Source organism: Rhizobium sp. CB2179, assembly GCF_057653455.1.
Genome location: NZ_CM172781.1, coordinates 2,370,134 through 2,391,863, shown reverse-complemented (window position 1 = coordinate 2,391,863; position 21,730 = coordinate 2,370,134). Strand labels below are relative to the sequence as shown.

Below are 21,730 nucleotides of genomic sequence, written 5' to 3'. Positions count from 1 at the left end.
TCACTCCGGGAATTTCGAGACGATGATGAACATGACGGTGCCTGCGAGCAGGGTCACCAGCGAATAGGTGTAGAGCACCAGCAGGAAGGGCTGGAACAGCATCAGGAAGCCGAGCCCGATCAGCACGGTGGCGATGGTCTCCATCGGGCCGCGGCGCAGGAAGAACGGCCGCTTCGGACGGGCAGGGGTGCGTGTTTCGATCAGGTGGCTCATTTGCGGACGGCTCCGAAGGTGATGCCGCGCAGCAGCTGCTTACGCAGGAGAATGGTGAAGACGAGGATCGGGATCAGGAAGATCGTCGTTCCTGCAGCGACCGCCGGCCAGTCCTGGCCGCCTTCGCCGATGATCGTCGGGATGAAGGGTGGCGCGGTCTGGGCCTCGCCCGAGGTCAGAAGCGCGGCGAAGGCATATTCATTCCAGGCGAAGATCAGGCAGAAGATCGCGGTGGCGGCAATGCCGGTCGTTGCCTGCGGCAGCACGACCTTGCGGAAGGCCTGCAGCCTCGTATAGCCGTCGATCATCGCCGCTTCTTCATATTCGCGCGGGATTTCGTCGATGAAACCCTTGAGCAGCCAGACGGCGAGCGAGACATTGACGGCGGTATAGAGCAGGATCATGCCCAAGGCCGTGTCCGACAGGCCGAGCTCGCGGTACATCAGGTAGATCGGAATGGCGACGGCGATCGGCGGCATCATCCGCGTCGACAGGATGAAGAACATCAGGTCGTCGGCGAGCGGTATCTTGAAGCGGGAAAAACCGTAGGCGGCGAGCGTGCCGAGGAAGACCGCGAGGAAGGTGGAGCCGAAGGCGATCACCAGCGAATTGACGAAGCGCGGCAGGAAATTCGACGGGCCGGCGATCACCATATTGCGCTTGCGCGTCACCTCATCGCAGGTGCCGACCGGCGCCGGCAGCGAGGCGATATAATCAGGGGTCTGTCGCGTGCGCGTCGTGAACAGGTTACAATAGCCTTCGAGCGACGGCGAAAAGACGATCTTCGGGGGATAGCTGATCGAATCCGGCGGCGACTTGATGCTGGTCAGGAAGATCCAGACGAGCGGGATGAGGGTGATCAGCGCATAGAGGACGACGATCGTGCCGGCGATGCGCTTGCTGGACAGGCTCGGTTCGACGACCGAATGGGCTGAGTTGGCGGCGCTCATCGTTGCTTCACCTTGTTCAATGCCTTGACGTAGATGTTGGCGAGGCCGAACACCGCGACGAAGAGGATGATGGCGAAGGCCGAGGCCCGGCCGGTCGCCCAGCTTTCAAAGGCAGCGCGCTTCAACGTGATCGAGGCGACCTCGGTGACGGAGCCCGGACCGCCGCCGGTCAGCAGCGTCACCATGTCGAACATCTTGAAATTCTCGATGCCGCGGAAAAGCACGGCGAGCATGATGAAGGGCAGGGCCATCGGCACGGTGATCGACCAGAACTGGCGCCATGGCGAGGCGCGGTCGACTTCGGCCGCCTCGTAGATATAGTCTGGGATCGAGCGCAGGCCTGCCAGGCAGATCAGCATCACATAGGGCGTCCACATCCAGGTATCGACGATGATGATCGCCCAGGGCGCCAGTGTCACGTTGCCGAGCATCTGGATATCTGATGTCGGAATGCCGGATACCATCGACACGGCGTAGGCGAAGAGGCCGATCTGCGGCTCGTAAAGAAAGCGCCAGAAATTGCCGACCACGGCCGGCGACAGCATCATCGGGATGAGGATGATTGTCGTCCAGAAGGCATGGCCGCGAAACTTGCGGTCGATCAGATAGGCGAGCGTGAAGCCGATCACCGTCTGCAGCACGATCGTCCAGAAGACGAAATGCGCGGTGGTCTGCATCGCCTGCCAGATATCCGGATCGTTGAGGACGCGCTGGTAATTTCCGAAGCCGACACCCAGGACCGGCGCATTCGGCCGGTTGGCGCGGTAATTGGTGAAAGAGAGATAGACCGCCCAAAGCAGCGGAAAGATGTTGATCGCTAACAGCAGAGTGATGGCAGGCGCAATGAATAGCCAGGCGATCGCCCTGTCGGAGAGGCCGCGGACGCGCCGGGCGACCGAGGAGGGCGTTGCCCTCGCAGTCGCATCGGCTGCCTTCTCGACGATGGAGGAATGGGAAATGGTCAAGTCTTCACCTGGTATTTTTGGGGTACGGGGTCTATTAGGATATGAGAGATCTGGCGGCCCGGCTCGTCTGCCGATCCGGGCCGCCATCCTGACGAGGATGGCACGCATCAGGGATGACACGCGTCAGATCTTGCCGTCGTCCTTGAAGACGTCGCTCCAGTCTTTCACCAGACCGTCGAGCGCTTCCTTGGCAGTGCCGTTGCCGGCGACCACGTAATTATGGACGCGCTTCTGCATGGCCTGCAGCAGCGAGGCGTAGCTCGGCTCGGCCCAGAAATCCTTGACGATCGCCATCGAGTCCAGGAAGGCCTGGGCATAGGGCTGGCTCTTGGCAAAGCCTGGCGCATTGACGACGGAGTTCAGGCAGGAAAAACCGCCGAGTTCCCACCATTTGGCCTGTACATCGGGCTGTGCGAACCACTTGATGTATTGCAGGGCGGCATCGCGTTTGTCGGAATAGGAGACCACCGAGATGCCCTGGCCGCCGAGCTGGGCGAAATGCGCCTTTTCAGCCGGATTGGGGAAGAAGCCGATCCTGTCGCCGCCGACCTTCTCGTCCTTGTAAAGGCCGGGCCAAGTGAAGGCGAAGTTCATCTGCATGGCGACCTGGCCGGATTTGAAGGCGTCGGCGGATTCGACCATGTAGACGTTGGAGCTGCCGGGCGGGGTGCAGCAATCATAGAGCGACTTGTAGAATTCGAGGCCCTTGACCGCGTCGGCCGAGTTGACGAAGCCTTCCATGTCATAGGGCTTCTTCGGGTTCTCGTACTGGAAGCCCCAGTCGTAGAGCACGTTGGTGACGCCCATGGTGATGCCTTCGGAGCCGCGCTCGGTATAGATCGAGGCGCCGTAAACGGTCTTGCCGTCGATCTCACGCTTCTGGAAAAACTCGGCGATCTGCTTCAGTTCGTCGTAGGTCTTCGGCGCTGCGAGATCGTGGCCGTATTTCTCCTTGAATTCCTTCTGCAGTTCCGGCTTCTCGAACCAGTCCTTGCGGTAGGTCCAGCCGACGACGTCGCCCATGGCGGGCAGCGCCCAGTAGTTCGGGGTGTTCTTCGGCCATTCCGAGTAGCCGACGACCGTCGCCGGCACGAAGTCATCCATCTTGATGCCTTCCTTGTCGAAGAAGTCGTTGAGCTTGACGTAATGGCCGTTCTCTGCCGAGCCGCCGATCCACTGGCTGTCGCCGATGATCAGGTCGCAGAGCTTGCCGTGCGAATTCAGCTCGTTGAGGAAGCGATCGGCATAACTCGTCCAGGGAACGAATTCGAACTTCATCTGCGTGCCGGTCTTGGCGGTGAAATCCTTCGAGAGCTCGACCAGCGCATTGGCGGGGTCCCATGCGGCCCAGCACAGCGTCAGTTCATCGGCTTTGGCGAGATTGGGCAATGCCGACGACATGACGAATGCCGTGGCCAGCCCGAAAAGGGCTTTCGATGTTTTCTGCATAAGTTCCTCCCAGAACCAAGGGCCGGCTCCCCGCCGGCGTCGCATGTTCACCCACTTCAGAGAATGCTCACATGAACTCCTCAATCATCATGTTTAGCAATATGTTTAGTGATATCTATTTTTATAAACATTGCAAGCGCCAATCGTTGCTGCAATGCGACAGGTGTCGCGCCACATCGGCGGATAGTTTTGGGGCCGATCGTTTTTCGGCAGATCGCGAAAAATTCTTTGGCGAGCGTACCGATGCAGCGACATCTGGCCTCGCTGCGACATGGATCACACGGTATGGACTGCGCGCCGCTCCTGTTTTTCCCCGGAGCGGATCAAGCTTGGCCTCGCTTCGGCGGGGCCTTTTTCTTGAATCCTTTCTTGGGATCGATAGTGGCCAGCTATCCGGCTGCATCGGGAATATTCCTGCGTAGTGCGAGATTTAGCCTTTCCGGCCGGATGCAACGGGCGTATTCAGCCAGTGCGCGGCTTTCCATGTCCGCGCACCTCCGCGCGTCAGATCTTCGATCGGCTTCCTTCCCGTTTCCCTGCCGCGTCATCCGGAATTTTTATTGGCAGATCGATGACCACGGCAGAGACGAGCGAGAATGGGCAAGAGGCGGCGAGCGGCCGCCAGGCGAAGATCGTGGCGCTGGTCGTTGCCGTTTCCTTCTTCATGCAGATCCTCGACGGCACGATCGTTACCACCTCGTTGCCGCAGATGGCGGCAAGTTTCGGCGTGCAGCCGGTGTCGATGAGCATCGGCATCACCGTTTACATGCTGACGATGGCCGCTTTCATTCCGCTGTCCGGCTGGCTTGGCGATCGGTTCGGCGCACGCCGCATCTTCCTGATGTCGATCGCTGTCTTTACCGGCGCCTCGCTGTTTTGCGGGCTGTCCGGCAGCCTTGCGGAATTTGTGCTGTGGCGCGCCGTCCAGGGGGCGGGCAGTGCGCTGATGACGCCGGTCGGGCGCATCATCGTACTGAAAAATGCCCGCAAGTCGGAACTCGTCCAGGCGATCGCGCTGATCACCTGGCCGGCACTGACGGCGCCGGTGATCGGCCCGGTGCTCGGCGGCTTCATCACCACCTATGCCAGCTGGCACTGGAACTTCCTCATCAACATCCCGATCGGCATTCTCGGCATCGCGCTGGTGCTGCGTTTCGTGCCGGAGCAGCGCGAGACCAATCCGGGCCGGCTGGATCTCCTGGGCTTCGTCCTCAGCGCTGCGGGACTGACCTTTCTGCTCGCCGCGCTCGAACTCTCGGTCAAATGGGACGGCGGGCTTTTGCCCGTCATATCAATGCTGGCGGCGGGCATCGTACTGTCTGTCATGGCGACGCGGCATTTCCTTGCCGTCGACAATCCGCTGCTCGACCTTTCTGCCTTCCGCATCCAGACCTTCTCGATGTCGACGCTGTCGGCGGGCACGGCCTGCCGGATGGCCATCAATGCGACGCCGTTCCTGCTGCCTCTGCTGTTCCAGCTCGGCTTCGGCCTCAGCTCGATTGCCGCCGGCACCTATCTGCTCGTCTATTTCCTCGGCAATTTCAGCATGAAGGCGGTGACGACGCCGCTGCTGCGCTTCTTCGGCTTTCGCACAGTGCTTGGGGTCAACGGGCTGATCGCCGCGCTTTCGATCGTCGGCTGCGGTTTCCTCTCGCCGCAGACGCCGCCATTTTTCATCCACGCGCTGCTTTTCCTTGCCGGCCTGTCGCGCTCGATGGAATTCACCGCTTTGAACACGTTGGCCTTCGCCGATATCGGCCCGGCGCAGCGAAGCTCGGCCTCGACGCTGTCGAGCATGCTGCAGCAGGTATCGATGCTGCTCGGCGTGGCGGTGGCGGCGGCCGTGCTCAACATCGGCTCGGCTCTCAGGGGCGCCGACAATCCGGTTCTTGCCGATTTCCGCTGGGCTTTCGTCGTGGTCGGCGCGATCGGCGTCGTCTCGTCGCTGCGCTTCCTGCAATTGCCGGCGGAGGCGGGGGCCGAAGTATCCGGCCATCGGAAATTCCAGAAAAGTTAGCTTGCTGCGGAACCAATCGGGCCGCTCGGCGTTTATGCATCTCATTTCAGGTTCTTCGTTTCCCCATCTCCTTCAACGGCTTCCATGGGATCCTCCCCAGGCCAGGGTTATGTTCTGAAAATGCCGGATTCCCGACATCCTTCTTCCGCGCCGCCTGCAACAAGAGCGAGGGATAACCGCTGTTTACCCCGGGCGGCCAATACAATACGACATTGCCATGCGGACGACTCGGACGCTTGCGGGCGGTCGTCGCTGCGAGAGAACGCCGGGAGACCGAATGAGCAATTCTAGCGGCGATGCGGATGCCCTGATCCACATCCTCTATATCGACGACGACGAGGGGCTTGCCCTACTGATGCAGAAAAACCTGCGTGGGCGTGGCTTTTCGGTCGAGCGGGCCGAGAGCGGCGCGGCCGGCCTTGCGAGACTCGGCGAAGGCGGTATCGACGCCGTCTTGCTCGATCATATCCTGGCCGGCGAGACCGGCCTCGACATTCTGCCCTGCATCACGGCGATGCCGGATCATCCGCCGGTGATCTATGCGACGGGTTCGGACGATACCAGCATCGCGGTCGCGGCGCTGAAGGCCGGCGCCGACGATTACATGCTGAAGGGGATCTCAGCCGATTATTTCGACCTGCTCGCCGCCGCCCTCGAACAGGCGCTGGAGCGGGCGCGTTTTCGCCGCGAGACGGCGCAGGCGCAGGAGGTGATCCGCCAGCAGCGCGACCTTGCCGAAATGCTGCTTACCGAAGTCAATCACCGCATCGCCAACAGCCTCGGCCTCGTCGGCGCGCTGATCCGTATGCAATCCTCGATGACCACGGATCAAGTGGCGATCGACGCGCTGCACGAAACGCAGATGCGCATCAATGCCATCGCCAGCGTGCACCGCCGGCTCTATACCAACCGCCAGGTCGGCTCGGTGCAGGTCGACGAATATCTGAACAGCTTGCTCACCGAACTCGAAACCTCGATGCGCGACGACAAGCGACCGCACCGGATCGTGCTCACCGCGCAGCCGGTCAATCTGGCGACAGACAAGGTGATCACGCTCGGGCTGATCGTCAGCGAGCTCGTCACCAATGCCTTCAAATATGCCTATCCGGACAGCGTGCCGGGCGAGATCCGCGTCATCGTCGACCAGACGGACGAGGCATTGCGTGTCATCGTCGAGGATGACGGCGCCGGTTTCGACCCATCGAGCCCGGCCAGGGGAACCGGCCTTGGTACACGCATTTTGACGGCGATGGCCGCCAGCTTGAAATCGGATTTCGCCTATGACCCCGGCCACGACGGAACCAAGGCGACGCTGGTGTTTTCGTTGCACGAGGTGAAGTAGCGTTTGACGCTGGACTCGACGATGTTTCTCTCGTTCGCCGCTATACAACAGGCCGTTTGTCCCATCTCTACAATAGTTTACCGACATCACAGCAAGGAACATGACGCTAGGGGAGGAGACATGACGACGATTCGCACACCGAAGGAAGTCTATGATTTCTGGTTCGTCAGATGCGGCCGGGAGCTGTGGTTCCGCGCGACGCCTGACCTCGACGCGGAGATCAGCACGGTTTTTCGCGATACCCATCAGGCCCTTGCCGCGGGTGTTGACGCCGAATGGCGGGCGGATGCGGAGAGCCGGCTGGCGGCTGTCATCGTGCTCGACCAGTTTCCCCGCAACATCTATCGCGGCACGGCGCTTGCCGTTGCGACCGATGGGCTGGCGCTTCGGGAAGCCAAAGTCGCGCTTGCGTCGGGCGCCGATCAGGCGGTCGAACCCGCATGCCGGACCTTTTTCTACATGCCGTTCGAACATGCCGAGGACCTTGGCGAGCAGGAGCGATCGGTGGAACTGTTCGGCGCGCTCGGCGATGCCGAATATCTCGATTATGCGATCCGCCACCGCGACGTGATCGCCACCTACGGCCGTTTTCCGCACCGCAATGTCATGCTCGGGCGGGAGTCCACGGCTGAGGAATGCGACTATCTCACCCGGCCCGATGCCGGTTTCTAAGGGTTTCCAGGGAGCTTCCGCCTTTCTGTCGCCTTTCTTTACTAAGACAAGCTGGCATTCTATTCCGACGACAACCTTTCCCGGAGGCGCTTTTGCGGCTGAGACCGATCCTGCTTCGCACCATTCTTCTGCTGACGCTGGCGGTCGCGGGCGCGCATTTCAAGGGTGTTGCGGCTTTCGCACAGGAGCCGCAGGCACCGACGGCCGTGCAGGCGCCGCTCGCCGATACGCCGTTCGACCAGGCGACAAAGGAGATCGACAAGGCGAAGGTCCAACTGACGGCGCTTCAGGACGGCGTCAAGCAGAATGCCGACAACGACGATGCCCTGGTCGGGCTTGCGACCAAGGCCGACGAGCTCAGCCGCGCCGTCATCACCATATCGGTCAATCTTAGGCCGCGTTTCGACCAGATCAAGAACCGGCTTGCCGAGATCGGCGATCCGCCGAAGGACGGACAGCCGCCGGAAGCCGAGGTCGTCACCCAGGAGCGCAACGCGCTCGCCGCCGAACGCGCGCAGATCAACGCGCTGACGGGCGATGCCGAAAACCTCTCGATCACGGTGACGAAGCTCGTCAACGAGATCACCGAGATGCGGCGGCGGCTGTTTGCCGATACGCTGCTCAGGCGCACCGAGATTTCGGTCTCGGTGCTCGACGATGCCGGCAGCGCCTTTGTGCACGAGGCCAGCGAATTCTCGCAGGCGCTGTCGAGCTGGGCCACCTTCGTCTGGAAATTCAAGCGTTTCCCGATGTTTGCCGCGATCTTCCTGTCGCTTGCCGCGGCGCTGATCCTGCTCTCCGGCAGCTACCGGCTGTTCGGCTCCTACCTGCAGCGCGACGAGGCTGTCGAGAACCCGTCCTATATCGGCCGGCTGTCGATCGCCTTCTGGTCGACGTTGATCCGCACCCTGGCGCTCTCGGTGCTGCTCGTCACCTCGTTCTTTTTCCTTAACGGGTTCAATGTGCTGAGGCCCGACATCGCACCTGTCATCGGCGCGCTGTTCGGGGCGATCGGGCTCGTCTATTTCGTCGGCCGCTTCGTCAATGCCATCTTCGCACCGCACGAACCGCGCTGGCGCCTCGTTCGGCTTTCCAATCTCGGCGCGCGCTCGATCGGCTACTGCCTGCTGGCGATGGCGATCGTCAACGCGCTTGATTATCTGTTTGGCACGATCGGCGAGGCGATGGGCTCGCCGCTGGTGCTGACCGTGGTCAGAAGCCTGATCGCCGCGCTGATCATCGGTCTGATCCTGATCGCGGTCTCCTTCGGCAAGCCGATGCTGGCCAGGAACGGCGATCCCGATGCGCCGGGAAGGCATTGGCCGCGCGGCATGGCGATCATCCTGCGGGTGGTCGGCGCCGGCCTCATCCTCACCGCGCTGACCGGTTATGTCGGGCTCGCGCGCTTCGTCGCCACACAGCTCATCATCACCGGCGCCGTCGTCGTCACCATGTATGTCGGCCTGCTCTCCGGCAAGGCGATATCCAGGCAGGAAAGCTTCGGCGACACCTTCTTCGCAAGCTTCCTGACACGCCGTTTCAAGCTCGGGCCGGTGGCGATCGACCAGGCCGGCCTGCTTGTCGGTCTTGCCATCTATGCGGTGGCGCTTCTCGTCGGCATCCCGCTGATCCTGCTGATGTGGGGCTTCCATGTGCAGGACCTGCAGATTCTTGCCTATAGGCTATTCACCGAGGTCAGGCTCGGCGGTATCAGCATCTCGCTGCTCGGCATCTGCACCGGCATCCTCTTGTTTGCCGGCGTCTACCTGCTGACGCGCTGGCTGCAGCGCTGGCTCGATGGCAATGTGATGGCCAGAAGCCATGTCGATCTCGGCGTGCGCAATTCGGTCAAGACGGGCATCGGCTATCTCGGCGTCGGCATCGCGGCGATCATCGGCGTTTCGGCGGCCGGCATCGATCTGTCGAGCTTCGCGCTCGTCGCCTCCGCACTTTCGGTCGGTATCGGTTTCGGCCTGCAGAACATCGTCTCCAACTTCGTCTCCGGCCTGATCCTGCTCGTCGAACGGCCGTTCAAGGTCGGCGACCATGTCGTTTCCGGCACGGCCGAAGGCATCGTCAAACGCATTTCGGTGCGCGCCACGGAGATCGAGACCTTCCGCAAGCAGTCGATCATCGTGCCGAATTCGGAGTTGATCAACGGCCTCGTCGGTAACTGGACACACCGCAACAAGATCGGTCGCTCGGAAATTCCGGTTTCCGTCGCCTACAACGCCGATCCGCAGCAGGTGATGGACATCCTGCTGGAACTGACGGCCAAGATACCGCTCGTCATGCGCAATCCGGAGCCGCATGTCGAATTCCTGCGCTTTGGGCCCTATTCGCTGGATTTCGAGCTGCGTTTCTTCCTCGCCGATATGGGTGACGGCATGGCGGTGCGCAACAATCTCAGGATCGAGATCCTTAAGCGCTTCAAGGCCGAGGGCATCGAGATCCCGCTGCCACAGACCGATCTTACCATCCATCGAGAGGCTCGTCCCGCGCTTGCCGATGCGGGCAGGGATCAACCCAACGAGCAGGAAAACTCGGCCGACACGCCCATGGAGGAGGAAGAGCAGCCGGTGCGGCAATTGCGCAGCAAGACGGCAGACGGCAATCGGAAAGGCTGAACGGGTCATTCAGCCATCATTCACAGCTATATGTGCATGATCTCCACTATCGGGATCGCTGCCGGGGGCAGCACCGATCGTTCGAGGGGAGGGCGCGCCAGCGCCGCCGCACATGATGGCAAGATTTGCCGCCGTTCTGCTTGTCCCGCTGCTTGCCGCACCCGCGGCTGAAGCGGCATCCATCACCAACACCGATCCAGCCGCCGTCGTGCTCGTCATCACCGAGAGCGGCCAGCGCGTCGAGGTTGTGGTCGATGCCGGCGCTTCGGAAAACCTCTGTGCTTCCGGCTGCTTCATGACGACGCCCGACGGCGACCGCATCGGGCTCGACGGCGGCGAGACGATCGACATCGTCAAGGGCTCGGCCGTCGTCAAGTAGCGCCTGTCCTGATTAACCCGCTCAAGCTTCTCCGGGATTGGGAACAGGTTCCGGCCGGGCAACAACCGGGCGCGTCAGCCGCGTGATGGCGAAGAATGCGGCAACGGCGACGGTGCTGAGCAATGCAGCGATCGATAGTGACCATGATACGCCGAGATAGCCCATCAGGAAGGCAAGCGCGAACGGCGCCATCGAGGAGACGACGAGACGAACCGACATGATTTGTCCTTGCCGCCGGCCGTAGCCATCGCTTCCGAAGAGCGCGAGCGGCAAGGTTCCGTAGACGATGCTGTTAAGCCCCGAGCCGAGGCCGAAGACGACGGCGAAGACCAGCGCACCAGGCACCGAGGGTGCGGTGGCGATGAGGATGACAAGGGCTGTCGGCAGCAAGATGGCGCAGATGATCGCGAGCATCACTTGCGACAAGCTCTCGCCAAAGACCATGTTGATGAGGCGGCTCAGCACCTGTGACGGGCCGAAGAGCGTTCCGACCACCACTGCCATGGCGCCGAGGCCGAGGGCCGACATCACAGGCACCATGTGAACCAGAAGCGCCGAGTTCACGAAGCTTTCCAAAGCAAAGCCTGTCACCATCAGGATAAAGGCCAGCCTGCGCACCGACGGCGGAAGGCTCGGCTCGGCGCGTTTTGCGGCCTCCTCTCCGGTCCGTCCCCTGGTTTGGCTGATGCCACGGGAGAGCCAGGCATGAATGGGAAGGCAGACAACGAGATTGAGCGCGGCGAAAATCAGATAGACGTTCTGCCATGAGAGATGCGCATGCAGCGCCGTGGTGATCGGCCAGAAAATGGTTGAGGCGAAGCCGGCGATTAGGGTCAGATAGGTGATGCTGCGCTGGGCGACCTGCGGCCTGATCTGCACGAGCAGGGCGAAGGCTGCGCCATATTGCACCAGGTTCGAGGCGATCTCGATGCCGATCAATGCCGCGACGAAAGCGATCTTTCCCGGCGCGAAGGCGCAGGCGACGAGGGCGGCGGCGGCAATCGCCGAGCCCGACGTCATGATCCTGCCTGCGCCGAAGCGATCAATCCACGTGCCCATGAGAGGTGCGGCCAGACCGCCGATCAGAAGGGCCACAGAGAGCGCGCCGAAGATCCATTCAGATGACCAGCCCAAATCACGGGCCATGTCGGGGGCGAGGATGCTGAAGCTGTAATAGAGCGATCCATAACCGATGATCTGCGTCAGCCCGAGCGCGGCAATGGCCGCTACCGGTGGTCGTTCGGTGCTGATTGTCATAGGGATCTGAGGCTCACGCGCTGTTCGAGCTTTTCGGCTTCTTCCTTCCTCTCGCTGTAGCGGTCGGTCAGATAGTTCGAGGCATCACGGGTCAGCAGCGTGAACTTCACCAGTTCCTCGCAGACGTCGACGACGCGGTCGTAATAGGACGAGGGTTTCATACGGCCGTCCGCGTCGAATTCTTGGAAAGCTTTTGCAACCGAGGACTGATTGGGAATTGCGATCATCCGCATCCATCGTCCAAGGATGCGGAGCTGGCTTACCGCATTGAAGGACTGGGAGCCGCCAGAGACCTGCATCACCGCCAGCGTCTTGCCTTGCGTCGGCCGAACAGAGCCGACCGACAATGGAATCCAGTCGATCTGCGCTTTCATGATGCCGGTCATCGCGCCATGACGTTCGGGGCTGACCCACACCTGGCCTTCAGACCATGCCGACCATTCGCGCAACTCCTGAACTTTCGGGTGGCTCGCCGGCGCCGCATCAGGCAGCGGCAGACCTTCCGGATTGAAGATGCGCACTTCGCAGCCGAAATATTCGAGCAGCCGCGCGGCCTCCTGTGCGAGGAAGCGGCTGTAGGACACTGCTCGCAACGAGCCATAAAGGATCAGGATGCGCGGCTTGTGCGTCGAGAACGCCGGCCTGAGCGCGTCCATATCCGGTTGACGCAGATGCATCGGTGATATGGCAGGCAAATCAGACAATGCGCTTGCCTCCGGCATCGAGCACCTTCTCGCCGTCTTCCTTGGTGAAGGCGCCCTGATGCGTTTCCGGCAGGATTTCGAGAACAAGTTCCGAGGGCCGCGACAGACGCGTGCCGAGCGGCGTGATGACGAAGGGCCGGTTGATCAGGATCGGGTTTTTCAGCATCGCGTCCAGCAATTGCTCGTCGGTAAGATCAGGGTTGTCGAGGCCGAGCTCCGCATAGGGCGTGCCCTTTTCGCGGATCGCCTCGCGAACGCTCAAACCGGCATCCGCAATCACCTTGATTAGCTGGTCGCGCGACGGCGAGTTTTTCAGATATTCGATAACGTTGGGCTCAATGCCGGCGTTCTGGATCATCGCAAGCGTGTTGCGCGAGGTGCCGCATTCGGGGTTGTGATAGATCGTAACATCTATGGTCATGAGGCGGATTCCGTCTTGGTGAGAGTTTCAGGATCGCGGGCTTCCATCAGCAGCCATCCCGCAAGCATCAGCGCCAGCAAGGCGCCGAGGACTTCAGCGGCGATAAACCCCGGTAGATCGATCGGGCGGATGCCGGAAAAGGTGTGCGTCAGCGATCGAGCAATCGCGACGGCGGGATTGGCAAAGGACGTGGAGGCGGTGAACCAGTAGGCGGCGGTGATATAAAGGCCGACCAGCCATGCCACGGCATCGGCGCGAAAGCGCACACCGGCTAAGATGACGAAGACGAGGCCGAAGGTTGCCGTCACTTCAGAGAGCCATTGCGCGCCGCCGGTGCGCACGGTTTCCGAGGCCTGCAGCACGGGAAGGGCGAACATCGCATGAGCGAGCATCGTTCCGGCAATGCCGCCGACGATCTGCGCGGCGATATAGGGGGGAACGGAGGAGGCAGGCAGTTCGCGCCGGAGCGCAAACACCAGCGACACGACCGGATTGAAATGAGCCCCGGAAATCGGGCCTAAGATCGTAATCAGGACGACGAGGATTGCCCCCGTTGCCAGCGTATTGCCGAGCAGCGCAAGCGCCGTATCGTCCGTCAGGCTATCCGCCATGATGCCCGAGCCGACGACGGTTGCTACGAGCAGCAGCGTGCCGAGCGCTTCGGCGACCAGTCGTCGAGACGGGGGAAACATCGGCGCGCTCATGCCGGCAGGCTCCGGACCATCAGGGCGGCCGATGCCGGGCACAGGCTTGCGGCCTGCCGCGTCGTCAGGATCTCGGCCGGCGCTTCATCGCGGGCGATCGGACGAAAGCCGAGCGATTGAAAGAAGGAGGCGGCTGTTTCTGTCAACAGATAGGCGGCAGTGGCGCCTTTCCTTTGTGCCTGATCGAGCAGGCTAAGGGTGATCGCATGGCCGAAGCCAAAGCCTTGCTGATCGGACAGCACGACAATGGAACGCAGGAGTACAGTCTCGCCATAGAGTTCCAGCCCGCCGAAGCCGACCGTCTCGCCGCCACGTGAAAACCGATAGAAGCTTCGGCCGGCGTCTGTGAGGTCATCGACCGGAAGCCCGGCGCCTGCGAGCGCGCCGCGAAGTCTGTCGTCGTGCCCTTCCAAGGCCTGCTGGTTCAAATCGAAACCCATCAGCTCGCCTTGGGCTGTTTAATGCTGGCGCCTTCCATGGTGCCGATCTGGCGCAGGTGCGATTCCAGGGCGAGCTTGTCGATCGAGGAAAGAGGCAGGCTCAAAAAGGCGCTGATCCGGTTCTTGAGGAAGCGGGCGGCCTGCGCGAAAGCGCGGCCTTTGTCGACTTCGCTGCCCTCGACGACAGCCGGGTCCTCGACGCCCCAATGGGCGGTCATCGGATGACCGATCCAGACGGGACAAGCCTCGCCGGCAGCGCTGTCGCAAACCGTAAAGATGAAGTCCATCTCCGGAGCGCCCGGCTCGGCGAATTCGTCCCAGCTCTTTGAACGGAGGCCGACTGTTGGGTAGCCCTGCGCCGCAAGCTCCTTCAGCGCATAGGGATTGACTTCACCCTTCGGCTGGCTGCCGGCCGAATAGGCCTTGAATCGACCCTTGCCTTCGGTCTCAAGGATGGATTCAGCCAAGATCGAGCGGGCAGAATTGCCCGTGCAGAGAAAGAGCACATTGTAAATGCGGTCAGGGGTCATTGCAATTTCTCCTTCATTTTAGGGGCGCAGCAGGCCGCGACCTCCGCGGCAGGTGCGCAGATTTCCGGATGCCCGGAACAGCAATCTTCCATCAGAAAGCGAACCAAGCCACCAAGTGCCTCGTAGTTCGCGGTGTAAATGATCGATCGGGATTCACGCTGTTGCGCGATCAACCCCGACCGTTCCAGCTCTTTCAGATGGAAGGAGATATTAGAGGGCGAGACCTCCGCCTTCTCAGCGATCGCGCCTGCCGCCATGCCGTCGGGACCCGAAACCACGAGCATGCGGACGATGTGAAGGCGGGTTTCCTGCGAGAGCGCGCCGAATGCGATGAGGGCTTGACGTTGATCCATATTTCAATAATCCTTGAATCATTGAAACGAGGATTAGCGCAAATGAACGTCATCGACAACAGCAAAATTCAAGAGAACGAAATCGATCTCGGCCTGCTGCTCAGTGTGCTTACCGGCGCCAAGGATTCTCCGCTGATTTTCTATTACGACGGCAAGGCGGTAAAGCCTGGCTATCATGTCACCGAGGTCAAGGCGGGCCAATTCTCGGCGTTGGATTGCGGCGCCAATCCTGAAGCGTGGGCGGAAATCTTCATCCAGCTCTGGGATATCGAGGAAGGCGACCGCACGCATATGCCGGCCGGCAAGTTCCATGCAATCATCCGCAAGGTTTCCGATCATGTGCAACTGGATGGTTCGGCGAAGCTGACCTTCGAAGTCAGCGACGGCGTGCGGCCAATGCAGCTTTATTGCGCAGCGATGCCGGTTCTCCGTGCCGGCGCCGTCCATGTTGCGCTTTCGCCGCGGCCGTCAAGCTGCAAGCCGCGCGACCGATGGCTGGCAGAGGAGAACAGCAAGGCGGCGGCCTGCTGTGGGCCGCAAGCGGCAGCGAGCGGCTGCTGCGCGTAACGACACATAAGAACGCGCGGCAGGGCAGGTGGCAGAGAGATCGGGATCGTATTGACTGACCACCAGTCAGTTATGTAGATGGAGGCTGCCGGTTTGATGCCGGCGCCACCCGTTTCATGCCCGGAGATTGCCATGAGCGCGCAGACCCTGTTGAACTCTCTGTTCCAATACAAAGCCAGCGTCGACGACGAGCTACTCGATGCCTTGAACGCGCTCGGCGTGGAGGCGCGATCCGATGAGTTCCGATCGGCCCTTCGCGTGTTCAATCACGCCCATCTCGTCGATCGCATCTTCACCGCCAATCTTCAACGGCTGGATCACTCCTATGCGGCGAGCTGGAGCAGCGAAGCGCCGCCCTTGGCACAGTTGTCCTCCGATATCCGGGATACGGATCGTTGGTATATCGATTATACCTCGCGTATAACGCCCGAGGAAATGGAGGAGGTCGTCGACTTCACCTTCACCGATGGCGGACGCGGGCGCATGTCCCGCGAGGAGATGCTGGCCCATGTGGTGACGCATGCCGGCTATCATCGCGGTGAAGTCGGTCGCCTGCTGCCTGATATCGAGAGCACCGCAATGCGCGACGTGTTTACCGGCTACCTGCACAGGACCGATCCCGCGCGCCGTCAATGAGAGTGGACCAGTCTTGCCGCCGGCCAATCCTGTTTCAAAACCGAGAACCAAGCCACCCGAAGAACGGCGCGACGAGCTGATGACCGCGGCTGAGCGGCTGTTTCTGGAAAAGGGCCTGGAGCAGACCACGATCGAGGAGATCACGACCGGGGCGGGGGTCGCCAAGGGCACCTTCTACCTGCACTTTTCCTCGAAGGCCGATGTTCTCCAGGCGCTGCGCGCCCGCTTCTTGCAGGGCGTGCTGGATGGCATCGTCGCGGCGGTCGAAGGACTGCGGTATGAGGATTGGCGCGGGAAGCTGGCGGCCTGGTCGACGGCATGCGCCACTGGCTATCTCGACGCGGCTGGGCTGCATCATCTCGCCTTCGTGGCGGCTCCTCCTGCAACGCGGGAGGGGCTTTCGCGCAACATCCTGATCGACCATCTGAACGAATTGCTTGCCGCTGGTGCTGGCGAGAATGCCTGGTCGGTCAGTGATCCCCGCTTTACGGCGGTGTTTCTGTTCAACGCCCTGCACGGTGTGGTCAATCAGCCCGGCATCGGTGAGACGCCCGCGGCCCGCGCCGAATTGCTGCGGGGGCTTGAGGGGCATTTCCTACGTGGGCTGGGATTGCCGTCAGGCATTGATTGAGAGCTGGGCATCCCACCATCTGAGCACCCGCATCGCCCGGAGCGTGATCCACCGCGAGGGCTTGCCTTGCCCGTCATCGACCTCGAACCACACTCGACCGGCAGGGCTGTTGTCGAGCGGCCAGCTGCCGTCCTGCAAGCGTCTGGACCGAAGGTGGTCGATTGCCTCACCGAGGCGCGGATCGGGGTCGGCGCCGGTCAGGATTGCGCTGGCGCGGAAATAGTCGAGCGCGCGCAAAATGTCGTAGCGCCACCGGTTCGGATGTAGGAAGTGCAGGAAGCGTTCGTCGGCCGGCTCGCCGGTGCCAAGGCGGCGGAAGAGGTTGCGGGCCAGCAGAAACTCCTCACCCGTCCTGCGCGCCTCTCGAGACCGATGCGTGCCGCCGGTCGATCTCTGGTATTCCAGCAAACCTTCCAGCACATTGATGGTGCTGGCGAAAGACGAGCGGACGGAGCCATTGATCCGCTCGCAGTTCCAGCCACCGTCGTCGAGACGCTCGCCGGCCAGCCTGTCGACGATGGGCGAGACGTCGATCCCCAAATAGGCGCCATCGGCAACGGTGCGGCCGTTGATGCACTCCTCTACTTCGCCTTCCCAGTAGGGCTGGCCGCCTTCTTCCCAACGGGCGTTGGCGCCGATCAATTTGACGGCGCGCCTGGCGCAATCGCAGGCGGGATCGAGACCGAACTCGCGCAATTGCGACAGCGAGAAGGTCGTGGCCGTCCACGGCTGGCCACGCTGCTTCCACTCGCGCGGGTCGAAACCGGCGGGCAGGAAGGCGCCGCCTGCCCATTGCCCGTCCTCATCCTGGCAGGAGAGCAGCCTGGCGCCCCAGCCCTCGGTCTCGACTTTGGCCCGCTCAGTCATCCACTCCCGCTCCGGAGCATCGAGCAGGTCGCGCATCACCTGCCATCGGATCGACGGGTCGGAGTCGAGAAGCCATTCGATCACCGTGTCGGATTGGATCATGGGCGAACCTGTCGGCGGGTCGGGGTCGATGGCTCGTTTATAATCGCTTCGGCCGAGCGGTGCCAGCCGGGTGGGCTCGTCGGCGGCCGGCTTACGCCAAGGAAGGCACGAAGCTGAAGATCAAAACCTCGGTTCGACCTATAATGCGACGGTTGTCGGCGAAAGCCTTTTCGATGCCGAGAATGCGGCGCTTCGCGCCCGATTTCTTAATCATATCCGCAAAGAAGTCGGAGGCGGCTCGATCGGGCCGCCTCTTCATTTATATCCAGGCGCGCCGATTAATAATTACTCAAATCAATTGATGTATCAGTTTGATCCGGGGACAGATTTTACATCAAAGGTTTGCTATGGCGTTTCTAGGTATTTCGGGGATGCAATATTCCGGGGAAATGTTTGCGGGTGCGCGCATTATTGTCGCGGAAGATTCCAACGTATTCACCTCGATGATCAGCAAACGCCTGAAGGAGCTGTTCGACATCGATGTCGAGATCTGCCGCAACTTCGAGGATCTGCAGGTTTCCTACGACAAGTCTTCCGATCCGATCACGCTGGCGATCTCGAATATCAACCTGCCCGGCGCCGAAAACGGCGAAGCGCTCGAATATCTGGTCGATCTCTCCATCCCGACCATCGTCTTCACCGGCACATTCCATGAAAACATGCGCGACAAGCTGATGGCCAAGGATATCGTCGACTATATCCTCAAGGACAATATCTTCGCCGTCGACCTGCTGGCGGAATCGATATGCCGCTTCCTCACCAATCATCGCCACCACGTGCTGATCGTCGACGATAGCGCGACTGCGCGCGCCCTGCTGTCGAGCCGGCTGAAGCGCTACAATTTCCGTGTCAGCGTCGCCGAGAGTGGCGGCAAGGCGCTGGAGATCCTGAAGGCCAACCGCGATATCGGCCTTGTCATCACCGACTACAACATGCCCGACATCGATGGCTTCGAACTGACGCGGCGCATCCGCGCCAGTATCGGCTCGCACGAGCTGCGCATCATCGGCGTTTCCTCCTCCTCGAACCGGCTGCTTTCGGCGCGATTCCTGAAGGCCGGCGGCAATGATTTCATGCTGCGTCCTTTCATCGACGAGGAGTTCTACTGCCGCGTCAACCAGAACCTCGATACGTTGCTGCAAATTCAATCGATGCGCAAGGAACGGGCGGTTGCCTGACGGCCCTTCCAGTATCGGTGTCGCCAGGGGGGCGGAAATGACGGTCGGGGACAGTCGTCGAATTTTTGCAATTACAAGTAACAGCGCCATTATTTGTCCCCTTCACGCGCACAGGTCTCTCGGTTATCGTCCCCACCGGGGAGAGGGCCGAGTCGTGCCCGTCAGGCGCATGGGGGAATAGCGGCTGTGGCTTTTCAAGCGGATTTTCTGCGGGATGGCATCGGGTTACGCTCCGGCGGGCTCAAAATACTTCTGGTTGAAGATTCCCGGATGTTTTCCGCGGTGCTCTGTCACCGGTTCCAGACGGAGCTCGGCCTTGCCGTCAAATCCTGCCCGTCGCTGAAGGCTCTTCGCAAGGAACTTGCCGACGACGCTCACGGGTACACCATGGCCGTCGTCGATCTCAACCTGCCGGATTCGCCCTATGGCGAAGCGCTCGACTGCACGATCGAGCACGATATCCCGGCGATCGTCTTCACCGCGACATTCGATCTCAACACGCGCAACAAGATCATGGAGCGCAATGTCATCGATTACGTGCTGAAGGACAATGAATTCGCGCTCGACAATCTGGTCGCCACCGTCCGGCGGGCGATCTCCAACCGCAAGACACGGGTGCTCGTCGTTGACGATGTCGTCTCGGCGCGCCAAGTGCTCGTCGATCTCCTGAAGGCACAGCAATATCTCGTCGTCGAGGCAAATTCGGGGCTCGAGGCGCTGGCGGCGCTCGAGGCCTACAGCGATATCGAGCTCGTCGTCACCGACCATCACATGCCCGATATGAGCGGCTACGAGCTGACGCGGCGCATCCGCCATCGTTTCGGTTCGGACAGGCTGCGTGTCATCGGCGTTTCCTCCTCCAACGACCGCATGCTTTCGGCGAGTTTCCTCAAGGCCGGCGCCAGCGATTTCGTCTACCGGCCCTTCGTCGCCGAGGAGCTGCAATGCCGCATCGCCAACAATGCCGAAACGCTGGCGCAGATGCGGCAGCTGAGGGCAGCGGCGGCCTGCGACTATCTGACCGGTCTCTATAACCGCCGCTATTTCTACGACAACGGCCCGAAGCTGGTGAACGAGTGCCTGCGGCTGAAGGTGCCGAGCTCGGTCGCCATTCTCGATATCGACCATTTCAAGCGGCTGAACGATACCTATGGCCACGAGATCGGCGACAAGGTGCTGAAGGCTGTCGCAAACAGGCTGTTTACGATCTTCGAGGGAAGCGACAATCTTCTCTCGCGGCTCGGGGGTGAGGAATTCGCCATCCTCTTCCCGCAGATGGATTCTGCAGCCGCAACCAAGCTCTGCGACGAGATCCGCTCGGACATTTCGCGGCTGAAGGTCACGGCCGACGACGAGGAACTCGGCGTCACGATTTCGATCGGCATCGCCGAAATCGCCGGTTACGAAACCTTCGAGAACTACCTCAACGCCGCCGATCAGTTTCTCTACATGGCCAAACACAGGGGCCGCAACCAGGTCTATTCCGACGCCAAGATGACGGAAGAGGCGGCGCAATAGCGCCTCTGGGGCGAGGCCAAGCCGCCGCCCTTAATCTCAGGCGGCGACGATCCTTTCGCATCAGGTGAGATCAGCTTTTAATGTCTCAAGCGGCGACGGGCCGTCTTATTGTCTCAAGCGGCAACGGCCTGGCGAGCGGTCGCCATCGTCATCTTGCGCTCGGCGCGCTCCTGCTGCGGTGAGCGATGGTAGAGTTCGCGATAACACTTGGAGAAGTGCGAGGCCGAGACGAAGCCGCAGGCGACGGCGACCTCGACGACGGGCATCGACGACTGCACCAGAAGGTGGCGCGCGCGGTCGAGGCGGATTTCCAGATAGTAGCGGGCCGGCGAACGGCCCATCTCCTGGCGGAACAGCCGTTCGATCTGGCGGCGCGAGAGGCCGGCGCCGTCGGCGATCTCGATCAACGAGAGCGGCTCGGCGAGATTGCCTTCCATCAGCTCGATGATCGACAGCACCTTGGCATTCTGCACACCGAGACGGGCGCGCAGCGGCAGACGCTGGCGGTCGTGCGGGTTGCGCACGCGGTCGGTCAGGTGCTGCTCGCAGATGCGGTTAACAAGGCTTTCGCCAAAGTCCTCGCCGACGAGGTTCAGCATCATGTCGAGCGAGGCGGTGCCGCCGGCGCAGGTGTAGAGATTGCCGTCGATCTCGTAGAGATCTGCATAGACTTCCGCCTGCGGGAAGGCTTCCGAAAAGCCCGGCAGGTTTTCCCAGTGGATGGCGCAGCGCTTGCCGTTCAGGAGGCCGGCCTGGGCAAGCACATGCGCGCCCGTACAGAGGCTGCCGACGGCGACGCCGCGATTGTAGCATTCACGCAGCCAGGCATTGACCGACTTGTTGTTGAACTGCTCGACATCGATGCCGGAACAGACAAGCACCATGCCGGGCCGGTTTTCGCCGCCGAGATGACGGCGCTCCTCGGCAAGCGAGGAATTTGCCTCGACGCCGATGCCGCAGGAGGAATAGACCTTTTCTCCATCGACGGAGGTCAGCCGCCAGGTATAGGCCTGATAGCCGAGCATGCGATTGGCGATGCGCAAGGTGTCCACGGCCGCCGAAAAGGGCAGCATGGTGAATTGCGGTACCATAAAGAAGACTACCGAACGCTTCTTGATCTGCATCCTGTTCATAGCGAAATCCATGCTCGAGGGGCGATGACACATTCGTTGCGCGGAATGCGTCGCGCCGATGTCCTGAAAGCGACA

General features: G+C 61.4%; 24 protein-coding genes. 11 read left to right on the top strand and 13 right to left on the bottom strand.

What is annotated here, in order from left to right; all coding sequences use genetic code 11:
- The 4 genes from AC244Q_RS11955 to AC244Q_RS11940 all read right to left on the bottom strand — a co-directional run bounded on the left by AC244Q_RS11955 (position 1) and on the right by AC244Q_RS11940 (position 3,577).
- Positions 1-213, bottom strand: coding sequence for a hypothetical protein (locus tag AC244Q_RS11955; protein WP_003560267.1), 213 nt, complete (start codon positions 211-213; stop codon positions 1-3).
- Entirely contained in the window at positions 210-1,163 is a 954-nt protein-coding gene (locus AC244Q_RS11950; RefSeq protein ID WP_017994415.1) for a carbohydrate ABC transporter permease, read from the bottom strand. Before AC244Q_RS11950 ends, AC244Q_RS11955 begins: the two co-directional genes overlap by 4 nt.
- Positions 1,160-2,128, bottom strand: a complete 969-nt coding sequence (locus tag AC244Q_RS11945; RefSeq protein ID WP_017994414.1) for a carbohydrate ABC transporter permease — start codon at positions 2,126-2,128, stop codon at positions 1,160-1,162. Before AC244Q_RS11945 ends, AC244Q_RS11950 begins: the two co-directional genes overlap by 4 nt.
- Before the next feature lie 123 nt (positions 2,129-2,251).
- The gene (locus tag AC244Q_RS11940; protein ID WP_011652417.1) at positions 2,252-3,577 is read right to left on the bottom strand and encodes an ABC transporter substrate-binding protein; all 1,326 of its coding nucleotides are present in this window, start codon (positions 3,575-3,577) and stop codon (positions 2,252-2,254) included.
- 71 nt (positions 3,578-3,648) lie between these two features.
- Here AC244Q_RS11940 and AC244Q_RS11935 point away from each other — a divergent pair, with 71 nt between their 5' ends.
- The 6 genes from AC244Q_RS11935 (at position 3,649) to AC244Q_RS11910 (ending at position 10,614) form a co-directional block, all read left to right on the top strand.
- Positions 3,649-3,999, top strand: a complete 351-nt coding sequence (locus tag AC244Q_RS11935; protein ID WP_245274017.1) for a hypothetical protein — start codon at positions 3,649-3,651, stop codon at positions 3,997-3,999.
- 149 nt (positions 4,000-4,148) lie between these two features.
- Positions 4,149-5,594, top strand: coding sequence for an MFS transporter (locus AC244Q_RS11930; protein ID WP_017994413.1), 1,446 nt, complete (start codon positions 4,149-4,151; stop codon positions 5,592-5,594).
- A 277-nt stretch (positions 5,595-5,871) separates the two neighbouring features.
- Positions 5,872-6,936 (top strand): sensor histidine kinase, encoded by a 1,065-nt coding sequence (locus tag AC244Q_RS11925; protein ID WP_012757887.1) that lies wholly within the window; start codon positions 5,872-5,874, stop codon positions 6,934-6,936.
- 120 nt (positions 6,937-7,056) lie between these two features.
- Complete coding sequence (locus AC244Q_RS11920; RefSeq protein ID WP_012757886.1) at positions 7,057-7,608, top strand: DUF924 family protein; 552 nt, start codon at positions 7,057-7,059, stop codon at positions 7,606-7,608.
- A gap of 92 nt (positions 7,609-7,700) precedes the next feature.
- A complete protein-coding gene (locus AC244Q_RS11915; protein ID WP_017994412.1) occupies positions 7,701-10,235 on the top strand; it encodes a mechanosensitive ion channel family protein in 2,535 nt (844 codons plus the stop codon).
- A gap of 112 nt (positions 10,236-10,347) precedes the next feature.
- Positions 10,348-10,614, top strand: coding sequence for a hypothetical protein (locus AC244Q_RS11910; RefSeq protein ID WP_017994411.1), 267 nt, complete (start codon positions 10,348-10,350; stop codon positions 10,612-10,614).
- Between the two features lie 21 nt (positions 10,615-10,635).
- Here AC244Q_RS11910 and arsK read toward each other — a convergent pair whose 3' ends face one another.
- Genes arsK through AC244Q_RS11875 form a run of 7 tightly spaced genes read right to left on the bottom strand, consistent with a single transcriptional unit; the run spans position 10,636 to position 15,023 of the window.
- Positions 10,636-11,871 carry an arsenite efflux MFS transporter ArsK gene (gene arsK, locus AC244Q_RS11905; protein WP_012757883.1) on the bottom strand — a complete coding sequence of 412 codons (1,236 nt, stop codon included), beginning with the start codon at positions 11,869-11,871 and terminating at the stop codon, positions 10,636-10,638.
- Positions 11,868-12,593, bottom strand: coding sequence for an arsenical resistance protein ArsH (gene arsH, locus AC244Q_RS11900; RefSeq protein WP_012757882.1), 726 nt, complete (start codon positions 12,591-12,593; stop codon positions 11,868-11,870). Before arsH ends, arsK begins: the two co-directional genes overlap by 4 nt.
- Positions 12,568-12,996, bottom strand: a complete 429-nt coding sequence (gene arsC, locus AC244Q_RS11895; protein ID WP_012757881.1) for an arsenate reductase (glutaredoxin) — start codon at positions 12,994-12,996, stop codon at positions 12,568-12,570. The genes arsH and arsC overlap by 26 nt, the downstream gene beginning before the upstream one ends.
- Positions 12,993-13,700: an aquaporin gene (locus tag AC244Q_RS11890; protein WP_012757880.1), complete on the bottom strand. Its 708-nt coding sequence runs from the start codon at positions 13,698-13,700 to the stop codon at positions 12,993-12,995. Before AC244Q_RS11890 ends, arsC begins: the two co-directional genes overlap by 4 nt.
- Positions 13,697-14,140: an arsenic resistance N-acetyltransferase ArsN2 gene (gene arsN2 / locus AC244Q_RS11885; RefSeq protein WP_011652407.1), complete on the bottom strand. Its 444-nt coding sequence runs from the start codon at positions 14,138-14,140 to the stop codon at positions 13,697-13,699. The genes AC244Q_RS11890 and arsN2 overlap by 4 nt, the downstream gene beginning before the upstream one ends.
- On the bottom strand, positions 14,140-14,670 hold the full coding sequence (locus tag AC244Q_RS11880; protein ID WP_017994410.1) for an arsenate reductase ArsC: 531 nt from the start codon (positions 14,668-14,670) through the stop codon (positions 14,140-14,142). Before AC244Q_RS11880 ends, arsN2 begins: the two co-directional genes overlap by 1 nt.
- On the bottom strand, positions 14,667-15,023 hold the full coding sequence (locus tag AC244Q_RS11875) for an ArsR/SmtB family transcription factor (protein WP_012757878.1): 357 nt from the start codon (positions 15,021-15,023) through the stop codon (positions 14,667-14,669). Before AC244Q_RS11875 ends, AC244Q_RS11880 begins: the two co-directional genes overlap by 4 nt.
- A 42-nt stretch (positions 15,024-15,065) precedes the next feature.
- Between AC244Q_RS11875 and AC244Q_RS11870 the strand changes: the two genes are divergently transcribed.
- From AC244Q_RS11870 to AC244Q_RS11860, 3 genes are all read left to right on the top strand, one after another.
- Positions 15,066-15,590 carry a DUF6428 family protein gene (locus tag AC244Q_RS11870; protein ID WP_017994409.1) on the top strand — a complete coding sequence of 175 codons (525 nt, stop codon included), beginning with the start codon at positions 15,066-15,068 and terminating at the stop codon, positions 15,588-15,590.
- A gap of 132 nt (positions 15,591-15,722) precedes the next feature.
- A complete protein-coding gene (locus tag AC244Q_RS11865) occupies positions 15,723-16,226 on the top strand; it encodes a DinB family protein (RefSeq protein ID WP_017994408.1) in 504 nt (167 codons plus the stop codon).
- Positions 16,111-16,857, top strand: a complete 747-nt coding sequence (locus AC244Q_RS11860) for a TetR/AcrR family transcriptional regulator (RefSeq protein ID WP_313903244.1) — start codon at positions 16,111-16,113, stop codon at positions 16,855-16,857. Before AC244Q_RS11865 ends, AC244Q_RS11860 begins: the two co-directional genes overlap by 116 nt.
- Here AC244Q_RS11860 and AC244Q_RS11855 read toward each other — a convergent pair.
- Positions 16,843-17,826, bottom strand: a complete 984-nt coding sequence (locus tag AC244Q_RS11855) for a hypothetical protein (protein WP_017994406.1) — start codon at positions 17,824-17,826, stop codon at positions 16,843-16,845. The genes AC244Q_RS11860 and AC244Q_RS11855 overlap by 15 nt on opposite strands.
- A 347-nt stretch (positions 17,827-18,173) precedes the next feature.
- Between AC244Q_RS11855 and AC244Q_RS11850 the strand changes: the two genes are divergently transcribed.
- Together AC244Q_RS11850 and AC244Q_RS11845 are read left to right on the top strand one after the other, a co-directional pair.
- The gene (locus AC244Q_RS11850; RefSeq protein ID WP_012757872.1) at positions 18,174-19,004 is read left to right on the top strand and encodes a response regulator; all 831 of its coding nucleotides are present in this window, start codon (positions 18,174-18,176) and stop codon (positions 19,002-19,004) included.
- A gap of 186 nt (positions 19,005-19,190) precedes the next feature.
- Complete coding sequence (locus tag AC244Q_RS11845; RefSeq protein WP_017994403.1) at positions 19,191-20,522, top strand: diguanylate cyclase; 1,332 nt, start codon at positions 19,191-19,193, stop codon at positions 20,520-20,522.
- A gap of 113 nt (positions 20,523-20,635) precedes the next feature.
- On the opposite strand, the gene AC244Q_RS11840 is transcribed toward AC244Q_RS11845, so the two are convergent.
- Positions 20,636-21,655, bottom strand: a complete 1,020-nt coding sequence (locus AC244Q_RS11840) for a GlxA family transcriptional regulator (RefSeq protein WP_003540607.1) — start codon at positions 21,653-21,655, stop codon at positions 20,636-20,638.
- Positions 21,656-21,730: the final 75 nt, after the last annotated feature.

Bases quoted from the DNA above. Each gene is read 5' to 3' on its own strand.
- AC244Q_RS11910 (WP_017994411.1), top strand. From the start codon at position 10,348: ATGATGGCAAGATTTGCCGCCGTTCTGCTTGTCCCGCTGCTTGCCGCA.
- arsC (WP_012757881.1), bottom strand. From the start codon at position 12,996: ATGACCATAGATGTTACGATCTATCACAACCCCGAATGCGGCACCTCG.
- AC244Q_RS11950 (WP_017994415.1), bottom strand. From the start codon at position 1,163: ATGAGCGCCGCCAACTCAGCCCATTCGGTCGTCGAACCGAGCCTGTCC.
- AC244Q_RS11875 (WP_012757878.1), bottom strand. From the start codon at position 15,023: ATGGATCAACGTCAAGCCCTCATCGCATTCGGCGCGCTCTCGCAGGAA.
- AC244Q_RS11920 (WP_012757886.1), top strand. From the start codon at position 7,057: ATGACGACGATTCGCACACCGAAGGAAGTCTATGATTTCTGGTTCGTC.
- AC244Q_RS11870 (WP_017994409.1), top strand. From the start codon at position 15,066: ATGAACGTCATCGACAACAGCAAAATTCAAGAGAACGAAATCGATCTC.
- AC244Q_RS11890 (WP_012757880.1), bottom strand. From the start codon at position 13,700: ATGAGCGCGCCGATGTTTCCCCCGTCTCGACGACTGGTCGCCGAAGCG.
- arsN2 (WP_011652407.1), bottom strand. From the start codon at position 14,140: ATGGGTTTCGATTTGAACCAGCAGGCCTTGGAAGGGCACGACGACAGA.
- AC244Q_RS11955 (WP_003560267.1), bottom strand. From the start codon at position 213: ATGAGCCACCTGATCGAAACACGCACCCCTGCCCGTCCGAAGCGGCCG.
- arsK (WP_012757883.1), bottom strand. From the start codon at position 11,871: ATGACAATCAGCACCGAACGACCACCGGTAGCGGCCATTGCCGCGCTC.
- AC244Q_RS11850 (WP_012757872.1), top strand. From the start codon at position 18,174: ATGGCGTTTCTAGGTATTTCGGGGATGCAATATTCCGGGGAAATGTTT.
- AC244Q_RS11880 (WP_017994410.1), bottom strand. From the start codon at position 14,670: ATGACCCCTGACCGCATTTACAATGTGCTCTTTCTCTGCACGGGCAAT.
- AC244Q_RS11940 (WP_011652417.1), bottom strand. From the start codon at position 3,577: ATGCAGAAAACATCGAAAGCCCTTTTCGGGCTGGCCACGGCATTCGTC.
- AC244Q_RS11840 (WP_003540607.1), bottom strand. From the start codon at position 21,655: ATGAACAGGATGCAGATCAAGAAGCGTTCGGTAGTCTTCTTTATGGTA.
- AC244Q_RS11935 (WP_245274017.1), top strand. From the start codon at position 3,649: ATGAACTCCTCAATCATCATGTTTAGCAATATGTTTAGTGATATCTAT.
- AC244Q_RS11860 (WP_313903244.1), top strand. From the start codon at position 16,111: ATGCCGGCTATCATCGCGGTGAAGTCGGTCGCCTGCTGCCTGATATCG.
- AC244Q_RS11855 (WP_017994406.1), bottom strand. From the start codon at position 17,826: ATGATCCAATCCGACACGGTGATCGAATGGCTTCTCGACTCCGACCCG.
- AC244Q_RS11865 (WP_017994408.1), top strand. From the start codon at position 15,723: ATGAGCGCGCAGACCCTGTTGAACTCTCTGTTCCAATACAAAGCCAGC.
- arsH (WP_012757882.1), bottom strand. From the start codon at position 12,593: ATGCCGGAGGCAAGCGCATTGTCTGATTTGCCTGCCATATCACCGATG.
- AC244Q_RS11930 (WP_017994413.1), top strand. From the start codon at position 4,149: ATGACCACGGCAGAGACGAGCGAGAATGGGCAAGAGGCGGCGAGCGGC.
- AC244Q_RS11925 (WP_012757887.1), top strand. From the start codon at position 5,872: ATGAGCAATTCTAGCGGCGATGCGGATGCCCTGATCCACATCCTCTAT.